The organism is Planococcus ruber (assembly GCF_022819085.1).
GTDB classification, from domain to species: domain Bacteria; phylum Bacillota; class Bacilli; order Bacillales_A; family Planococcaceae; genus Planococcus; species Planococcus ruber.
This window is the reverse complement of the sequence record NZ_JALHAG010000011.1, coordinates 382,447-399,765: the sequence shown is the minus strand read 5'-3', so window position 1 is coordinate 399,765 and position 17,319 is coordinate 382,447. Positions and strand designations below refer to the sequence as shown.

16 protein-coding genes, 7 tRNA genes and 1 rRNA gene are annotated in these 17,319 nt (G+C 45.6%); 23 read left to right on the top strand and 1 reads right to left on the bottom strand.

The genetic code is table 11. From position 1 onward, the window contains the following. From rrf to MTR82_RS14810, 8 genes are all read left to right on the top strand, one after another. Positions 1 to 82, top strand: a 5S ribosomal RNA gene (gene rrf / locus MTR82_RS14845); the annotation flags it as partial. Positions 83 to 119: 37 nt separating this feature from the next. Next, positions 120 to 192: transfer RNA gene (locus MTR82_RS14840), tRNA-Thr, on the top strand. 56 nt (positions 193 to 248) lie between these two features. Continuing rightward, positions 249 to 323: transfer RNA gene (locus tag MTR82_RS14835), tRNA-Glu, on the top strand. Positions 324 to 347: 24 nt separating this feature from the next. After that, positions 348 to 423, top strand: a tRNA-Val gene (locus MTR82_RS14830). An 8-nt stretch (positions 424 to 431) separates the two neighbouring features. Beyond that, positions 432 to 515, top strand: a tRNA-Tyr gene (locus MTR82_RS14825). Between the two features lie 10 nt (positions 516 to 525). After that, a tRNA-Gln gene (locus MTR82_RS14820) sits at positions 526 to 600 on the top strand. Between the two features lie 6 nt (positions 601 to 606). Then, positions 607 to 679: transfer RNA gene (locus tag MTR82_RS14815), tRNA-Lys, on the top strand. 29 nt (positions 680 to 708) lie between these two features. Next, a tRNA-Ala gene (locus tag MTR82_RS14810) sits at positions 709 to 781 on the top strand. Positions 782 to 855: 74 nt separating this feature from the next. Here MTR82_RS14810 and MTR82_RS14805 read toward each other — a convergent pair. Further along, on the bottom strand, positions 856 to 1,935 hold the full coding sequence (locus MTR82_RS14805; protein ID WP_246809648.1) for a citrate synthase/methylcitrate synthase: 1,080 nt from the start codon (positions 1,933 to 1,935) through the stop codon (positions 856 to 858). 106 nt (positions 1,936 to 2,041) lie between these two features. On the opposite strand from MTR82_RS14805, the gene MTR82_RS14800 reads away from it, so the two are divergent. The 15 genes from MTR82_RS14800 to MTR82_RS14730 all read left to right on the top strand — a co-directional run bounded on the left by MTR82_RS14800 (position 2,042) and on the right by MTR82_RS14730 (position 17,308). Then, the gene (locus MTR82_RS14800) at positions 2,042 to 2,923 is read left to right on the top strand and encodes a LysR family transcriptional regulator (RefSeq protein ID WP_246809647.1); all 882 of its coding nucleotides are present in this window, start codon (positions 2,042 to 2,044) and stop codon (positions 2,921 to 2,923) included. 11 nt (positions 2,924 to 2,934) lie between these two features. After that, entirely contained in the window at positions 2,935 to 3,498 is a 564-nt protein-coding gene (locus MTR82_RS14795) for a GNAT family N-acetyltransferase (protein ID WP_246809646.1), read from the top strand. Positions 3,499 to 3,568: 70 nt separating this feature from the next. After that, positions 3,569 to 4,477: an arginase gene (gene rocF, locus MTR82_RS14790; RefSeq protein WP_052654031.1), complete on the top strand. Its 909-nt coding sequence runs from the start codon at positions 3,569 to 3,571 to the stop codon at positions 4,475 to 4,477. Positions 4,478 to 4,698: 221 nt separating this feature from the next. Next, positions 4,699 to 5,262 (top strand): RNA polymerase sigma factor SigW, encoded by a 564-nt coding sequence (gene sigW / locus MTR82_RS14785; RefSeq protein WP_052654028.1) that lies wholly within the window; start codon positions 4,699 to 4,701, stop codon positions 5,260 to 5,262. Positions 5,263 to 5,274: 12 nt separating this feature from the next. Beyond that, entirely contained in the window at positions 5,275 to 5,907 is a 633-nt protein-coding gene (locus MTR82_RS14780; protein WP_246809645.1) for an anti-sigma factor family protein, read from the top strand. A gap of 272 nt (positions 5,908 to 6,179) precedes the next feature. After that, on the top strand, positions 6,180 to 7,016 hold the full coding sequence (gene cdaA, locus MTR82_RS14775) for a diadenylate cyclase CdaA (RefSeq protein ID WP_052654022.1): 837 nt from the start codon (positions 6,180 to 6,182) through the stop codon (positions 7,014 to 7,016). Then, entirely contained in the window at positions 7,009 to 8,016 is a 1,008-nt protein-coding gene (locus MTR82_RS14770; RefSeq protein WP_246809644.1) for a CdaR family protein, read from the top strand. The genes cdaA and MTR82_RS14770 overlap by 8 nt, the downstream gene beginning before the upstream one ends. A 72-nt stretch (positions 8,017 to 8,088) precedes the next feature. Continuing rightward, on the top strand, positions 8,089 to 9,438 hold the full coding sequence (gene glmM, locus MTR82_RS14765) for a phosphoglucosamine mutase (protein WP_052654016.1): 1,350 nt from the start codon (positions 8,089 to 8,091) through the stop codon (positions 9,436 to 9,438). Between the two features lie 664 nt (positions 9,439 to 10,102). Further along, complete coding sequence (glmS, locus tag MTR82_RS14760; RefSeq protein WP_246809643.1) at positions 10,103 to 11,905, top strand: glutamine--fructose-6-phosphate transaminase (isomerizing); 1,803 nt, start codon at positions 10,103 to 10,105, stop codon at positions 11,903 to 11,905. Positions 11,906 to 12,331: 426 nt separating this feature from the next. After that, on the top strand, positions 12,332 to 12,826 hold the full coding sequence (locus tag MTR82_RS14755) for an RNA polymerase sigma factor (RefSeq protein WP_246809642.1): 495 nt from the start codon (positions 12,332 to 12,334) through the stop codon (positions 12,824 to 12,826). Next, a complete protein-coding gene (gene rsiV, locus MTR82_RS14750; protein ID WP_052654007.1) occupies positions 12,827 to 13,663 on the top strand; it encodes an anti-sigma-V factor RsiV in 837 nt (278 codons plus the stop codon). A 194-nt stretch (positions 13,664 to 13,857) separates the two neighbouring features. Continuing rightward, on the top strand, positions 13,858 to 15,258 hold the full coding sequence (locus tag MTR82_RS14745) for a polysaccharide deacetylase family protein (protein ID WP_246809641.1): 1,401 nt from the start codon (positions 13,858 to 13,860) through the stop codon (positions 15,256 to 15,258). 203 nt (positions 15,259 to 15,461) lie between these two features. Next, complete coding sequence (locus MTR82_RS14740) at positions 15,462 to 15,620, top strand: hypothetical protein (RefSeq protein ID WP_246809640.1); 159 nt, start codon at positions 15,462 to 15,464, stop codon at positions 15,618 to 15,620. Positions 15,621 to 15,812: 192 nt separating this feature from the next. Next, positions 15,813 to 16,967 carry a GAF and HD-GYP domain-containing protein gene (locus tag MTR82_RS14735; RefSeq protein ID WP_246809639.1) on the top strand — a complete coding sequence of 385 codons (1,155 nt, stop codon included), beginning with the start codon at positions 15,813 to 15,815 and terminating at the stop codon, positions 16,965 to 16,967. Further along, the gene (locus MTR82_RS14730; RefSeq protein ID WP_246809638.1) at positions 16,964 to 17,308 is read left to right on the top strand and encodes a DUF3307 domain-containing protein; all 345 of its coding nucleotides are present in this window, start codon (positions 16,964 to 16,966) and stop codon (positions 17,306 to 17,308) included. Before MTR82_RS14735 ends, MTR82_RS14730 begins: the two co-directional genes overlap by 4 nt. The last annotated feature ends 11 nt before the right edge of the window (positions 17,309 to 17,319 follow it).

The window sequence follows — 17,319 nt, the reverse complement described above, 5'->3', positions numbered from 1 at the left end:
CCATCCCGAACACGGAAGTTAAGCTCTTTTGCGCCGATGGTAGTTGGGGGTCTCCCCCTGTGAGAGTAGGACGTCGCTGGGCTATTTTATGTTTTTTACCGCAACGAATCTTTTACCTTGCTTCCATAGCTCAGCAGGTAGAGTGCTTCCATGGTAAGGAAGAGGTCACCGGTTCGAACCCGGTTGGAAGCTTTTTGATTTCCATAAGGTTTTGTAGATTGGTGAGAGACTGTTATACTATTTATATCGGCCCCTTGGTCAAGCGGTTAAGACACCGCCCTTTCACGGCGGTAACACGGGTTCGAATCCCGTAGGGGTCACCAACTTATTTTTGAAATGATTTTAGTGGAGGATTAGCTCAGCTGGGAGAGCATCTGCCTTACAAGCAGAGGGTCGGCGGTTCGATCCCGTCATCCTCCACCATTCTTCTCGGTGGGGTAGCGAAGTGGCTAAACGCGGCGGACTGTAAATCCGCTCCTTCGGGTTCGGCAGTTCGAATCTGCCCCCCACCACCAGTTTTATCTTTGGGGTATAGCCAAGCGGTAAGGCAACGGGTTTTGATCCCGTCATGCCCTGGTTCGAATCCAGGTACCCCAGCCATTTTTCGAGCCATTAGCTCAGTTGGTAGAGCATCTGACTTTTAATCAGAGGGTCGAAGGTTCGAATCCTTCATGGCTCATTTTTATTTTTCCTGCGCCTGTTCAGCGCGGGGCCTTAGCTCAGCTGGGAGAGCGCGACGCTGGCAGCGTCGAGGTCAGGGGTTCGAGCCCCCTAGGCTCCATTGTTCCATGTGTATTTGTACTATCCATGTGTAAAAAACCCGTTTCCATTAATTTGGAGACGGGTTTTTTTTAGTTAGTTTCCGATATATTCGGATTGCGGCCGGAAAATGACATTGTCCCGCTGCTGTTCCAATACATGGGCAGTCCAGCCGACGATGCGCGCCACACTGAAAGTAGGCGTGAATAGTGCGGGCGGCATATCAATGGAGCGCATAATCGCAGCTGCATAGAATTCAACATTGGTGTAAAGGGCGCGTCCCGGTTTTCGCTCATTTAATAAGCGAATGATTTCCTGTTCTGCAGACACAGCTAAATCCAGCCAAGCGTCTTCTCCTTCAAGTGCCAGACAGGCGTTACGCAATAAAATCGAACGCGGATCTTCCGTCCGATAAACGCGGTGGCCAAACCCCATAATTTTCTCGCCTCGATCGAGTTTGTTTTTAATGACCGGTTCAATCCGTTCAGGAGATTGAATTTCTTCCAAAAGGTCGATAACACCGGAAGGCGCGCCGCCATGCAATGGGCCTTTCATGGTTCCAATTGCTGAAGTAAGGGCAGAGACCATATCAGATTCGGTAGAAACCGTGACGCGTGCGGCAAACGTGGACGCGTTCATGCCGTGCTCCATGGTGAGTTTCAAATAAGTTTCCAATGCTTCAATTTGTGCAACTGTAGGTTCTGTGCCTTTTAACATCCATAAATAGTTGGCCGTGTGATTTAAGTCGTCCCGTGGCTCGATAATGGGAAGCCCTTGCTGTACGCGATAGAGCAAAGCCGTTAAAACCGGAAAAACAGACACTAGGGACAATGCTTGCTGCTCAGAAGGAATGCGTGAAAATGCTTGTGAGCTATAAGCAGATATTAAGGTGCGCAGCCCATCCATAATAGAAGCTTCTTTTGGCAACAGCTTTGCTATTTCTACAATATGTTCCGGCACTTTCCGGAACTTAAGAAAAGAAGCTTTCCATTCTTCAAGTTCTACTGAATCTCCACTCTTTCCGTGCCATAAGAAATGAGCCGTCTCCTCAAATGATTTTCCTTTGATCACTTCATCTACCAGTTTTCCTCGGTAACGCAATTCTCCTTTATCCCCGTCAACTGATGAAATGCTTGTCTGCACCGCCACCACACCTTTTAGTCCTTTTTGAAACATGGTTCTTCTCCTCCTTTTCTTTTATCATACCGCGCGATATTGATTATAAAAATTAAAGATATATAATTAAGTCAATTCAAATTATTAATTAAAAAAGGGGGCAATTATGGAGCTTTCGTGGTTAAAGACTTTTGTGGATGCTGCGGAAACCTTGAACTTCAGAAAGACTTCTGAACGGCTGCTGATGTCTCAGCCCAACGTGACCGTGCACATCCGATTATTAGAAGAGAGTTTAGGCATCTCTCTATTTAAGCGCGAAAAGAACCGGGTCGAACTGACGGAAGAAGGGCGCCATTTTCACGGGGAAGCCAAAAGAATTTTAGAGCAAGTGGATGCGAGCATTGACGGACTGCATGCTTTTGCCCAAGGCTACCGGCAGAAATGGCGATTGGCTATTTCTCCGTTGATGGCTGAAACGGTTCTTCCTTATATCTTAAAATCTTTCACTTTGAAGCATCCCGATATTGAATTGGACATACAAGTAGAAGAATCCGAGAAAATCGAGGATTTGGTGGAAAGCGGCGAAGTTTCAGCAGGAATTTCTGCATTGCCGCCGGTACGAAGAAATATTCTCCACGATATTGTCTATGACGATCCACTCTTATTCATCTTGCCGCGAGATGCGTATGATGACGAAAGCGGCCCAACTGTTTCAGCAGAAGCCATGCTCCAATCATCGATTTTGTTTACTCACCACCATCCGTTATTTTGGGAAGAGCTGTTGCTGAAGCTGCGCTTGCAGGTGACAGGGATTCGGACAATGAAAGTGACACAAGCGCATATCGTGAAGCGATTTATCCAGGAAGGGCTCGGCGTATCATTTCTTCCAAGGTCAATGGTTCGCCGGGAGTTGATTGAAGGGCGCTTGATGGATGCCCATTTTGACTTGTTTCCACTGCCTCAAGTTTCGACTTATTTTTTAGCGAAAGAGATGGGGGAACTTGAACGGGAATTTTTGCAGAGGATCCAATCGGTCTATTTTAGTTAGGAGGAATAGAAATGATTATTGAACAGCCAGGAATTCGCTTGCGTTTATTGAAGAGAGAGGATTTTGAAGCACTTTGGGATTTGTATACACCGGAAATTTTCGAGCACATGCTGACAAAAGTGGAGACTTTTGAGCAGTTGGAAGCGTGGCTAGCGGCGGGATTGAACCAATCCAACGTGCTGATTTTTGCCGTCGAAAATCCGGAAACGGCGGAAGTGATCGGCACGACCCGCATCTATGCGATTGATGAAACGAATAAAAGTTGCGAGATCGGCTCTACGTTCTATGCCGAATCGGTCCAGCGCACACACGTGAATACCCGGGTGAAACTGGCGCTTCTCCACTATTGTTTTGAAGAACGCGGCATGATCCGGGTGCAATTCAAGACCGATGCGGAAAATCTCCGTTCGCAAAAAGCGTTGGAACGCATCGGTGCGGTAAAAGAAGGGGTGCTGCGGAATGAACGGATCCGGTCTACCGGCAAACCGAGAGATGCGGTCGTCTATTCCATCATCGACCGAGAATGGCCGAAAGTAGAAAAAGAGTTGTTGGAAAAGTTGAATAAATATACGTGATTTTGTACGGTTGAGCCAAGTCCCCTTTAGCAGTTACAATGAATGCATCTTGGTAAGGGGGAATAAAATCATGAATAAAAAGAATGTATCGATTATCGGTGTACCAATGGACCACGGGCAAAATCGCCGCGGCGTCGACATGGGGCCAAGTGCCATTCGCTACGCTGGCGTGGTGGAGCGCATCGAGGACCTCGGCTATACGGTGAAGGATGAAGGGGACATCCAAATCGGGCAAGCAGATGGTTCAGTCGAAGAACATACGAACCTGCGCAATTTGAAAGTGATTACAGAAGCAACTGAAGCACTTGGCGCAAAAGTTTTTGAAGTGGCGGAAGCTGGAAACTTTCCATTAGTATTAGGCGGCGACCACAGCATTGCGATCGGGACGCTTGCGGGAATTTCCGAACGCCATGAAAACCTGGGCGTCATTTGGTATGATGCGCACGCCGACATGAATACGAGCGACACGTCGCCATCTGGCAATATCCACGGCATGCCGCTTGCTGCAAGCTTCGGGCTTGGACACGAGCAATTGACGCATATCCGCGGCTATTCGCCGAAAGTGAAGCCGGAAAACATCGTCATTATCGGTGCGCGTTCGGTTGATCCAGGGGAGCGCGAACTCATCAAAGAGCGCGGCATCCGCGTTTACAGCATGCACGAAATCGATAAAATGGGCATGAATGCAGTCATTGCAGATGCCATTCAATATTTGAAAGAAGAGCGCCGGACAGATGCCGTGCATTTATCGCTGGACCTTGACGGCATTGATCCGCTTTACACGCCTGGTGTCGGTACGCCGGTTCCGGGCGGGATCACTTACCGCGAAAGCCATTTGGCAATGGAATTATTATTTGACGCCGGCATCATTACTTCTGCCGAGTTTGTAGAAGTGAATCCGATTTTGGATGAAAAGAACCGGACGGCGGATGTAGCGGTCGCATTGATTGGTTCGCTGTTTGGTGAAAAATTAGTATAAACGCACGAAAAGCAGGCGAAAGCCTGTTTTTTTATGGGCAAAACTTCGTCTTTTATTGGGAAAAGCTTTTATATCGGAAAGAGCTTCAGAATTTCATGGATTTAAATGGGTAAACTTTGATACGATAGAAAGAGATTTGTAAAAAGAAAATTTAATTTGAAACCTTTTGAAATCTAGTCCGTATATAAAAGACAGCCGCATAGGCGGAGGGAAATGAGATTATGGATGCGTTAGTCAATAAACGAATAAAAAAAGTGTTAAAAGGCGATCAGAACGCATTCGCCGAAATCGTTGAGCTGTATCAGCACCAGCTTTATCAAATCTGCTACCGCATGCTGAACAATAAGCATGAAGCGGAAGATATTGCGCAGGAAGCGTTTATGCGTGCTTACGTCAATCTTCATACGTTCGATCAGCAGCGTAAATTTTCGACATGGCTTTACCGCATTGCGACGAATTTATGCATTGACCGGATCCGCAAGAAAAAGCCGGATTACCATCTGGATGCGGAAGTGCGCGGAACGGAAGGCTTGGATATGTACTCCTCTATTGCCAATGATGATCAGCTCCCGGAAGAAGAGCTGATGCGGATGGAAGTCCAGGAACGCGTGCAATATGAGATCAGCCGCTTGCCAGATAAGTACCGTGCCGCTATTGTATTAAAGTACATTGAAGAATTGCCGCTGGCGGAAATCAGCGAAATTTTGGATTTGCCGCTTGGGACCGTGAAAACGCGGATACACCGGGGACGAGAAGCTCTTCGGAAGCAATTGAGCAATTTGTAGGAGGCGAGCACGATGAATACGTGTCCGGAGAACATCATTCAGTATATGGATGATTATTTAGATGGGGATATAAATGCTGCCGATGAAGCGGTTTTGAAGGCGCATTTAGAAAGCTGCATCGATTGTCGAAAGCAATACCACGAACTGACCAAAACGATTGCATTTGTGCAAAGTGCATCTCATATACAGGCACCTGCCGATTTTGTCCAAAAGACGATGCAGCGGCTGCCGAAACAAAGCCAGCGAGGCGGCGTCCAGCGCTGGCTCCGCAAAAATCCGATTCTGACAGCGGCCGCGCTGTTTTGCATCTTGATGAGTGCGGCTTTGTTCACGAACTTCAACAACGACCAGCAATTCGCCTTCACGAAACAGGAAAACCTGGTAGTGGAAGGCGAGACAGTGGTTGTGCCGGAAGGGGAAGTCGTGACGGGAGACATTACGGTCCGAAACGGCGACATCCGGGTAGAGGGTGAACTGCGCGGTGATGTCACTATCGTCAACGGAAAGTACATGGCATCAAGCGGTGTCATCACTGGAGAAATCGAAGAAATCGACCGGGCTTTCGAATGGCTCTGGTACCAGATTAAGTCAGGCGTAAAAGAAGCGGCTTCCATTTTTGGCGGCAGCGAAGATACGGAAGAATAACGAGGCAACTCTGTAAGCCAGCACCACCGGCTTATGGAGTTGTTTTTTTATAAAAAATTTTTTTGTGGGACAGGCCTAGGGAAGAAAGTTCGTCTGTTTGGCAATGGAACGGAAATCGCGTGGGCCAAATGAGTTGGAAATGGGTTCTATCGAACCCGTTGTAAAAATTTTGAAGAGAGTTTATGCCTTTTAGACCCCCTCCAGGCGAGGCAGGCGCGATTTGATTATGCTATACTGTTAGATATGCAGATGTTGAAAAGTGAGGGTTGCAGATGCCGTTTTTGGAGAATTTAACCGACCAAACACCACTCGAACTTTTAGTGAATGTCATTGATATTTTATTGGTATGGTTCGTTGTATATAAATTGATCACCATTATTAAAGGGACGAAAGCCGTCCAATTGTTAAAAGGAATCTTTTTTATCATTATTGCGTATCTGATTACCCAGGCACTCAATTTGGAAACGCTTGGATGGATTATGCAGCAAGTATTGAACTGGGGATTCTTGGCCATTATCATCATTTTCCAGCCCGAAATGCGCCGTGCTTTGGAGCAGTTGGGGCGAGGAAAGCTGTTTTCGAGCAGCCAATTGAATGAGGAATCGGAGCGGGGCCGCCTAATTGATGCGATGTCGAAATCGGTCAGTTATATGGCGAAACGCCGCATCGGTGCGCTTATTTCGATTGAACGCGAAACGGGATTGAGCGAGTATATTGAAACTGGCATCCCGATGAACTCAGACATTACGTCAGAGTTGCTCATTAACTTATTTATCCCGAATACGCCTTTGCATGACGGCGCCGTGATCATCCAGAAAAACCGGATCGCCGCCGCCGCTTGCTACTTGCCGTTGTCGGAAAGTCCGTTCATCTCAAAAGAACTGGGAACGCGGCACCGTGCAGCACTCGGAATCAGTGAAGTGACGGATGCGATTACGGTCATTGTGTCGGAGGAAACCGGCGCCATCAGTTTGACGGCAAACGGCGATTTGCACCGCAATCTGTCTTTGGAAGACTTTGAAGTGAAACTGCGCCGCATCTGGTTTGGTGCAGAACAGCAGACTGCCGACTCTTCCCGTTGGAATTGGAGGGGGAAAAAGAATGGATAAAATGATGGATAACCCTTGGTTTTTGCGGATTATGGCCCTTCTTTTAGCGTTTCTTCTGTTTTTCACTGTGAAATCGGGAGACGAGGCGGTCGATTCGGCTGGCAGCGGCACCGTGACAGAAGAGCTGAAAGACGTGGCACTCGAAGTATTCTATGATGATACAAACTTGATGGTCAGCGGGTTGCCGGAAACCGTCGATTTGACCATTTCAGGTCCTACGAGCATTGTGCAGACCACTCGGCAGCTGAAGGATTTCACGCTGTTTGTGGATTTGCGCAATTTGACGCTTGGCGAACACCAAGTGCCGATCCAAACGGAGAATTTATCGGAAGAGCTGCGCGTGCAGATCTCCCCGGCTTTTATTGATATTAAGATTGAAGAACGGGTTACGCAGGAATTCCGGATTGATCCGGAAATCAACGAGCGCTTGCTGGCAGAAGGATTTGTGCTGAAAGGCATAAGTGCGGAGCCGAAGACGGTGGCAGTTACCGGTCCAAAGAGCGTCATTGATGCCATCAGTTTTGTGAAAGCGACCGTTACGGGGGAAGCCGGACTGGACGATTCTTTTACAACGGAAGCGCGTGTCCGGGTTCTGGCGAATGATTTGACGAAGCTTGAAAACGTTACGATTGAACCGGAAGCGGTCGAAGTGGCCGTGGATATTGAAGAATACAGCAAAGAAATTCCTGTTTCGATTGAAGAAAACGGCGAGCCACCGACTGGCGTCACGATCGAGTCGCTGACGCCGTCCAGTGAAACCGTGAAGATTTCAGGTCCACCGACAGTGGTGGATGCCTTGACGGAATTTGTCGTCGAAGTCAACGCCGGAGTCATTACACCGACCGATACGACGGTGGAAGCGGAGCTGAAAAAACCGAAAGGCACGAGCGGCGTGTCGCCCGGTGAACTGAAGATTGAAGCGGAAATTACTGTGGACGAATCGGTCCAGTTGCCAAAAGACGTGGAAAACCCGGAATTGGCTAATGACAATCCGTCATAATGGTTTTAAAGGGCAACCTTGGCTGAAGCAGGATAAAACAATTCAAGCATAGGAATTGAAGGAGAGAAAATAATGGGAAAATATTTTGGAACTGATGGTGTGCGTGGTGTAGCAAATACCGAACTGACACCGGAATTGGCATTTAAATTAGGCCGCTTCGGCGGATACATCTTAACAAAAAGCTCGAAAGGCAAACCGAAAGTCTTGATCGGTCGCGATACGCGTATTTCCGGGGAAATGTTGGAAGGCGCACTGGCAGCCGGCCTATTATCCGTCGGTGCAGAAGTGATGCGCCTCGGCGTTATCAGCACACCAGGCGTTGCTTATTTGACTCGCGTCATGAGCGCAGAAGCCGGCGTCATGATTTCTGCTTCACACAATCCGGTGGCAGACAACGGCATCAAATTCTTCGGTTCGGATGGCTTTAAATTGTCAGATGACCAGGAATTTGAAATCGAAGCATTGCTTGATGCGGAAGAAGATACATTGCCGCGCCCGACTGGCGGAGATCTTGGAAGCATCACGGATTATTTTGAAGGCGGACAGAAATACATCCAGTATTTAAAACAGACCGTAGACGAAGAATTTGCCGGCATCCACGTGGCGCTTGATTGCGCACATGGTGCCACTTCTAGTTTGGCTACGCACGTATTTGCTGATTTGGATGCAGACATTTCAACGATGGGTGCTTCACCAAACGGCTTGAACATCAACGACCATGTGGGATCGACGCATCCTGAAAAATTGGCTGAGTTGGTCGTAGCGAAAAAAGCGGATATCGGCCTCGCGTTTGATGGCGACGGCGACCGGTTGATCGCAGTGGATGAAAAAGGAACCATTGTAGATGGCGACCAGATTATGTACATCATCGCGAAGCATCTGCATTCCGAAGGGCGATTGAAGAAAAACACGGTCGTTTCTACTGTGATGAGCAATATGGGTTTCTATAAAGCATTGGAAGCGCATGATATGGAAAGCAAGCAGACGGCTGTCGGCGACCGCTACGTTGTAGAAGAAATGAAGAACAACGATTATAACTTGGGCGGCGAACAATCCGGCCACATCATTTTCCTTGATTACAATACAACCGGCGATGGTTTATTGACAGGCTTGCAGTTGGTCAACATCATGAAAATCACCGGCAAGAAATTGTCTGAGCTGGCAGAGGAAATGACGATCTTCCCGCAGAAGCTCGTCAATATCCGCGTAACGGACAAACACGCCGTGACGGATAATGCGAAAGTGGCAGAGAAAATTGCCGAAGTGGAAAGCGAAATGAACGGCAACGGCCGCGTCCTTGTGCGCCCGTCCGGAACTGAACCGCTTGTCCGAGTGATGGTGGAAGCAGCTTCAGTGGAAGACTGTGAAAGCTACGTGGAGCGCATTGCTGAAGTAGTGCGAGCAGAAATGGGCATGAACTAAGTTTAATATAGGAGATGGACCGGAGGCGAATGCTTCCGGCCTTTTTTTATGGGGAGCGGATGGTGAGTGTGAAGGCGGCTAGCGTGCAAATTTGGTTGAACGCGCGCAAATCTCTGCGAGCGCGCGCATTTTTCGCTGAACGCGCACAAATTCTTTTGAACGCGCGTATTTCCCAATGAACGCACGCAAATTTAGCCCAACGCGCGCATTTTTTATTTCATATCCATCAGTCTTAAAAAATTTCCAATTATTCGTGTGAAGAATACCCGATTTTATATCCGAATTCTTTCCAGTCTTTCGCACCATCGGGTTCTCGCCTTAAGCCCTATTTCAATGGTGTATCGTTGACGCGGCGCAGGTTAGAGGTTATGATAAAGTTGCCTGTTTAGGGCCGCAGAAAAAGGGGGATAGTAATGCGTACGTGGAAAATAGTTAAAGCGCCTGTACTGGAAAAATTGGACGGACAAGTCAGTTTCCAGTAGACGAGGAGGAGGAGTATCGAGATTTCGGCGGATACCTCCCGGCCGCGAAGCCCGGTCGTCATATCCAATACTTAAAGCAGCGGAGCAATCGGCTGTACAACGGTATGGATGGGCTTACTAAGGTGTTTGCGAACGCATGCAAATGCTTATTTTAACTTGCAGAAAACTGGAGGAATTGGATTATGTGTGGAATTGTTGGATATATTGGGGAAAACGACTCGAAAGAAATTTTGTTAAAAGGGCTTGAGCGCCTGGAATACCGCGGCTACGATTCAGCGGGTATCGCTGTACGCAACGGAAAAGGCATCACAGTCTTTAAAGAAAAAGGACGCATCGCTGATTTGCGTGCTGTCGTAGAAGACGAAGTGGTTGGAACAACAGGGATCGGACATACGCGTTGGGCAACTCACGGGAAGCCGAACCGCGTCAATGCCCACCCTCACCAGAACGAAAATGACCGTTTCACATTGGTGCATAACGGCGTCATCGAAAACTACCACCACATTCAGCGCGATTACTTGGCTGGCGTGGAAATGGAGTCTGACACAGATACGGAAATCGTCGTGCAATTGATCGGCAAATTTGTCGAAGAAGGCATGACGACGCAAGAAGCGTTCAGCAAAACATTGACGCTATTAAAAGGTTCTTACGCAATCGCTTTGCTTGATGCAGAAGAAGAACAGACGATTTTTGTTGCGAAAAACAAGAGCCCATTGCTTGTCGGCCTTGGCGACGGCTTTAACGTTGTAGCAAGTGACGCAATGGCGATGCTTCAAATCACGGATCAATTCGTGGAATTGATGGATAAGGAAATCGTCATCGTTCGCAAAGACAGCGTAGAAATCCTAACATTGGACGGGGAAGCGGTAAGCCGCCAGCCATTCAAAGCGGAAATCGACATGAGCGACATCGAAAAAGGGACTTACCCTCATTATATGTTAAAAGAAATCGATGAGCAGCCAGCTGTAATGCGCAAAATCATCCAAGCTTACCAAGGCGCGGACGACAAATTGACAATCCAGCCTGAAATCATCGAAGCGGTGAAACAAGCGGACCGCATCCACATCATTGCTGCAGGTACAAGCTACCACGCAGGATTGATCGGAAAAGAGTATTTGGAGAAAATGGCTGGCATTCCAGTAGAAGTGCACGTAGCAAGTGAATTCGGCTACAACATGCCGCTTCTTTCTGAAAAACCGCTATTCGTCTTTATTTCACAATCAGGCGAAACAGCAGACAGCCGCCAAGTATTGGTGAAAATCAAGAAACTCGGCCATCCGTCACTAACGATCACAAACGTAGCGGGCTCAACGCTTTCACGTGAAGCTGACCATACGTTATTGTTGTATGCAGGACCTGAAATTGCTGTAGCTTCAACAAAAGCCTACACAGCGCAAATCGCTGTCCTTTCAATCTTGGCTGCTGTTACTGCGCAGTCTAAAGGAATCGACATCGGCTTTGATCTTGTGCAGGAACTTGGAATCGTTGCGAACGCGATCCAGTCGCAAGTCGACATGAAAGAAGAAATGGAACAAATCGCACGCGATTTCCTTTCAACAACACGCAATTGCTTCTTCATCGGCCGCGTGATGGATTACTTCGTAGGTTTAGAAGGCGCATTGAAATTGAAAGAGATTTCGTACATCCAAGCGGAAGGCTTTGCCGGCGGCGAATTGAAGCACGGTACGATTGCCTTGATCGAAGAAGGCACACCAGTAATCGCCCTTGCAACGCAAGAAGCGGTTAACTTGAGCATCCGCGGCAACGTGAAAGAAGTAGCGGCGCGCGGCGCACACCCTTGCATCATTTCAATGGAAGGCTTGCAGGAAGACGGCGACAGCCTTGTGCTTCCAAAAGTCCATGAATTGTTGTCACCATTAGTATCGGTCATCCCGATGCAATTGATTTCTTACTACGCAGCGCTTCACCGCGACTGCGACGTGGACAAGCCTCGCAACTTGGCGAAATCCGTAACGGTTGAATAAAATAATTCAAACTAATAATATAGTTTGTTAAGCAACAATAAAGCTGGGAAATTTGAACGGGTTGCCGTTCCATAAATGTATCCATAAATAAGAAGACGTTCGTAAAGTGGCTGCACACTTTTATGAACGTCTTTTTTATAGTTTCGGGTCTTTTTTGAAACGTTCATTGTTGTAATTATAAAGGGGCAGAATGTTTTAAAGGTAACTGCTTGAATAAGAATTATCCAATAAAAAGGTGCATTTTCAGCGGATGAATCTGCGTTTTCTATAGTTAGTGATTGCAAAAAAACATTTCTTTAAGTGACGGATTATTTTTAAGGATGAATCTATCCACTTTAAGCAAACTTTTTTGTTAAGCTACAACGTCTATATTATGTAACTAGTTATGAAATGTATTTTTTTTTAAAAAGGAGCTCTTGAAATGAAATGAAGACATATGATGTACATCAATTATTTATCGCCTGTATTACCGACCACAAGGAAGACTTTTATCGATTGGCCTACAGCTATGTAAAAAATCAGGAAGATGCATTAGACATTGTTCAGGAATCGATAAAAAAAGCATTGACTTCTTTGGACAAAATAAAAGACCCGAATGCAATGAAAAGCTGGTTTTATAAAATCGTAGTAAGGACTGCCATTGACCTTGTAAGAAAGCAAAAGAAAGTATCTCTGGCTGATGACGGCATGATAAATTTTTTAAGCGCTGGAAAGGAAGATACCTATAAAGACATGGATCTCCATAAGGCCTTAGATGAATTGCCGATACAGTATAAAACGGTCATTGCCCTTCGCTTCTTTGAGGATTTGAAACTGGAGGAAATCGCAGAAATTCTTGATGAAAATATTAATACAATAAAAACTCGGCTATACAAAGGATTAAAGATCTTACATATCACCATTGTTGAGGAGGATTATTAAATGGATAAAAAATTAAAAGACTTGAGGGAAGCGTATAAGAATGTACCCATTCCAAAGGAATTGGATGAAATCATCTTAAAGACGATACCGCAAAAGAAAAGGAAAAAACATTTGTTTATGTGGCCAGTAGCAGCCGCTTTATTGCTCACTGCAACCGTCAACTTCAGTCCGGATGTAGCAAATGCCATGTCGAAAGTGCCTATTATGAAAGGAATTGTGGAAGTACTAACTTTCAATGAACTCAATGAAGCAGCAAATAACACAAGTATTACTATAAAAACACCTGCCATCTCTGGCCTTGATAATAAGGCATTAGAAAACAGCGTAAACGAAAAGTACTTAGAAGAAAGTAAAAAGCTCTATAAAGAGTTTGCTGCGGCCGATAAAAATGAACATTTAGCAATTAATAGTGATTTTGAAATTATCACAGATACTCCAGAGCTGCTATCCATCAGCCGAAGTACCGAAATCACACAAGCTTCCGGATATGTGCAAAACCATTATGTGGTGATTGATAAAGAGAATGAGTTGTTAATTACTTTGAAAAGCTTATTTAAAAACGATCAATATATACCTGTGATTAGCGAAAACATCAAAGAACAAATGAGGCAACAGATGGAAGCAGATCCGAATAAGGTTTATTTTATTTCAGAAGACGAAATGGAGCCTTTTACACAAATTAATCCAGACCAGCAATTTTATATCAGCCCCGACCATAAGTTAACTATCGCATTCGACGAATATGAAGTCGCGCCTGGATATATGGGAGCAGTAGCGTTTGAAATTCCAACGGATATTATTTCCGATATCCTCGTCGGGGATAAATATCTTCATTAAGTTGAAAACATGGCAAGTGTCTTTCGCTTCTGTTGAAGAAGAAAAAGGTGCTTGCCTTTTTATTATTAAAAAATCAGGATGACCTTCGTTTCAGGAAGTTATTTCTATTAAAAATGTTTATTCTCGAAAACAAAATGGGCAGGTTCCTGCGTCTATTTAGTAAACAGAACGAAACTTCAAGAAGGAGAAATAGGATGAGGCCAACAAAGTTAACGAAGAATATTCTACTATTCTTTAGTATTACAGCTGTTCTTCTAGCAGTAAATTCTCTTGTAGAACAGGACAATGTTTACTCTTCACACAACAAAACCAGCAAGAAAACGGAACACTCCGCATACACCGGAATCGACATACATACTGCAGTAACCGAAGAAACAACATATAATATCTCCATCCATTATCCGGAATTTAAAGTTAGCTCTTTAAATGAGGATATTCATAAGTACATAAATAAGTCTATGCAGGAATTCCTCGCCGAGGTAAACAGAAACAAGGACGATCTTAAAGGCAATTCCGCGTCATTGCATATTTCTTTCGACCTCCATCCATTTGCTGAAAATATGTACGCCATTGTCTTTACTCAGGAAAGTTACGTTACAGGAGCAAACGGATTTCAAAATTCAAAAGTGTTTCTAGCTGATATTCAAAAGGAACGGTTTATCCAGCAAACGGAAATTTTAAATGATAATGAAGAGACCCGGGATACAATTCATCAGTTATTGCTTAGCCGCATCGAAAGTTCCGAGAAGTACAGCTCCTATGTATTGAATGAATTACTTGAGGAATGGATTGAAGATGAACGTAATATGTTTGCCAATATGTACCTGACGACTAACTCCGTTTTCTTTAAGTTCAATAAATACGAGATTGCGGCTGGGGCAGCAGGTTCGCCGGAGATCTCCATCCCACTTGATAAAATGAGCGATTTGTTGACAGATGAGTGGAGAAAAACAATGGATCTTGAGAATGAAGGCGAAGAAAAATCAAAATCAAGTAAGGAAAGCGAATGGGAGAAGATAGAGGACCGTACATTCGATACGAAGCAGGTTGCTCTTACGTTTGATGATGGCCCGCATCCCATTAATACGGCAGCGATTCTTCAGCTCTTGGATGAATATAATGCCAAAGCGACCTTTTTTATGCTAGGGAATAGAGTGGATTTCTATCCGGAAGCAGCTCAAGAAATTGCTGAAAAAGGCCACGAAATGGGAAATCATACCTGGTCCCATAAAGATCTAACTTCCCTTGGCGAAACAGAGACTATACAGGAAATTGAAATGACTAATGAAGTAATTCTCAATGCAACGGGCGAACAGCCTACAGTTTTCCGGCCTCCATATGGTGCTGTAAATGATCAAGTGCGAGAAATAATCGGGTTGCCGGCGGTATTATGGACAATTGATACATTGGATTGGAAATCACATAATCCAAATGAAGTGCTAAGCATAGTCAAGGAGAATATCTCAGACGGGTCTGTCATTCTGATGCATGATATTCATAAGTCTACTGTTGAAGCAGTCGAATTAGTATTAGCGTTCTTAAAAGAGGAAGGATATGAACTTGTTACTGTTTCTGAGTTGTATTCAGCCGATTGAGACTTGCGGATAAAGGCGGACTGCATCAAAAATTAAAAACGCTATTTTTAACGCTGAAAAATTTGCTTCTCCGGAGTTAGCCATCCGAAGAGGCATTTTTTATAAAGAAAAAGGAATAAAACTGGAAAAAATCTATTTTACTAATTTTTGAAATGGTATGATAAAGCAAAAAAGCGAGGGATTCGATGAAAGGGGTGCGCTGGATGCTGAGCTTTATCGACGATTTGGCTGGAGCTATTGATGATGTGATGAAGATGCTGCTGAAAGGCTTAGGCTATATTTTTGCCGGGATGCTGATTGTGGGAGTACCGCTTTATCTCTTGGCCATGATTTTTGAGTGGATTGGAAATATGATTGCATGATGAAACTTTTCAGCTGAGCTGGTGACAAAAGGTGCCAGCTTTTTTATTAAGAGCTTTTTTGAGGGAAACTCACCATCATTTGCGAGCAATTCATTCAGATAAGGAATTCATGGCAGAAAGTTCCCCGTTAAAAGAAAGGTGAAAATGGCCGATAGAGTAAATAAAGACGTTAATTAAAAATGGGGGAATCATGTGGAGCGGATAGCGGAGTTAGAAGGGAAAGTGCAGGAGCTTTTAACCTTATTAGATGCATCGAAGCAATTGAATGCTAATTTGGCGATCGAAGAGGTGTTTCAGAACATTCTTTTGCAGATGGTGGAAGTAGTCGGCGCGGAAGCGGGGACGCTTTGGGTAACGGATGATGATGAGAAAGAAGAAATCAAGGCGGTGGCGGCTTTCGGCCCCTCGTCTTCGACCATTTTAAATATCAAATTGAAAAAAGATGAAGGTATTGTGGGGAAAGTCATTACGGAAGGCCAGGCACAGCTGATTGAAAACGCAGCGACTGATCCGAACTGGACGAACCGGGTCGACCATTCAAGCGGCTTTGTAACGAAATCGATGATCACCGTGCCGTTGATCGTGAAAGATACGGTACTTGGAGCTTTGCAATTGCTGAATAAAAAACACACCGCTTTCTTCACGGAACAAGACATGAGACTTGCCCAAGCGCTCGCGAACCAATCCGCACTTGCGCTGCAGAACAGCCAAATGTACGATACCCTCTACAAAATGTTCGTCAGCATGATCAAAACGCTCGCGAAAGTTTTGGATGCACGGGATCCGTATACAGCGGGGCATTCGGAACGGGTAGCGAAATATTCCGTCTGGATCGGGGAACGCCTCGGCTTGGGATTGACGATGCGGGAAGAACTTTATAAAGCGGCGCTGCTCCACGACATCGGCAAAATCGGCATTACGGATGAAGTGCTCCGAAAGCCGGAGCGTTTGACGTTCGATGAATATGAATTGATCAAACAGCATACCATCATCGGAGCGGACATCTTATCGAATATGGAACCGAAGTCTTCGATGGTCTATGCGATTGAGACGGCACGTTCGCATCATGAACGGTTGGACGGCTCCGGCTATCCGGATGCTTTAAAAGAAGGGGACATTCCGCTATTTGCAAGAATCGTCGGCGTCGCGGATACCTTTGATGCGATGACGACAACCCGCTCTTATAGCGTTGGTTTATCGTACCGGGAAAGTGCAGCGGAACTTCTCCGCTGCCGCGGCACGCTGTTCGATGCGGAAATTGTCGATGCGTTCATCAGCATCCTCGAAGAATGCAATTATGACTTCGATGACTGCGATATTGAACATGAAGATGAGTATAAACTATGAGCCAGTTTGATTGGCTGTTAATCGGGCATTTAATTGGTGATTTTCTATTGCAGACTTCCTGGATGGCGAAATACAAGGCAACGAAATGGCTGCCTCTATTGACCCATGTTACGGTCTATACAATCGTAGTGGCAAGTGTCGGCTGGTTATCCGGCGGCTTATCGCTAGAAGGAATTGCCATCATCTTCATCGGACATGTCATTTTAGACCGCAAAACTTTTGTCGCTTTCTGGGTACGCCGTGTCCAAACAGCTAAAGGGCCTGAAAAGGTCTGGCTGTCCATCATGGCTGACCAGATCTTCCATGTGATTTTATTAGCTGTAGCGATTGCGATATCTTAGGAGCGAAGCAG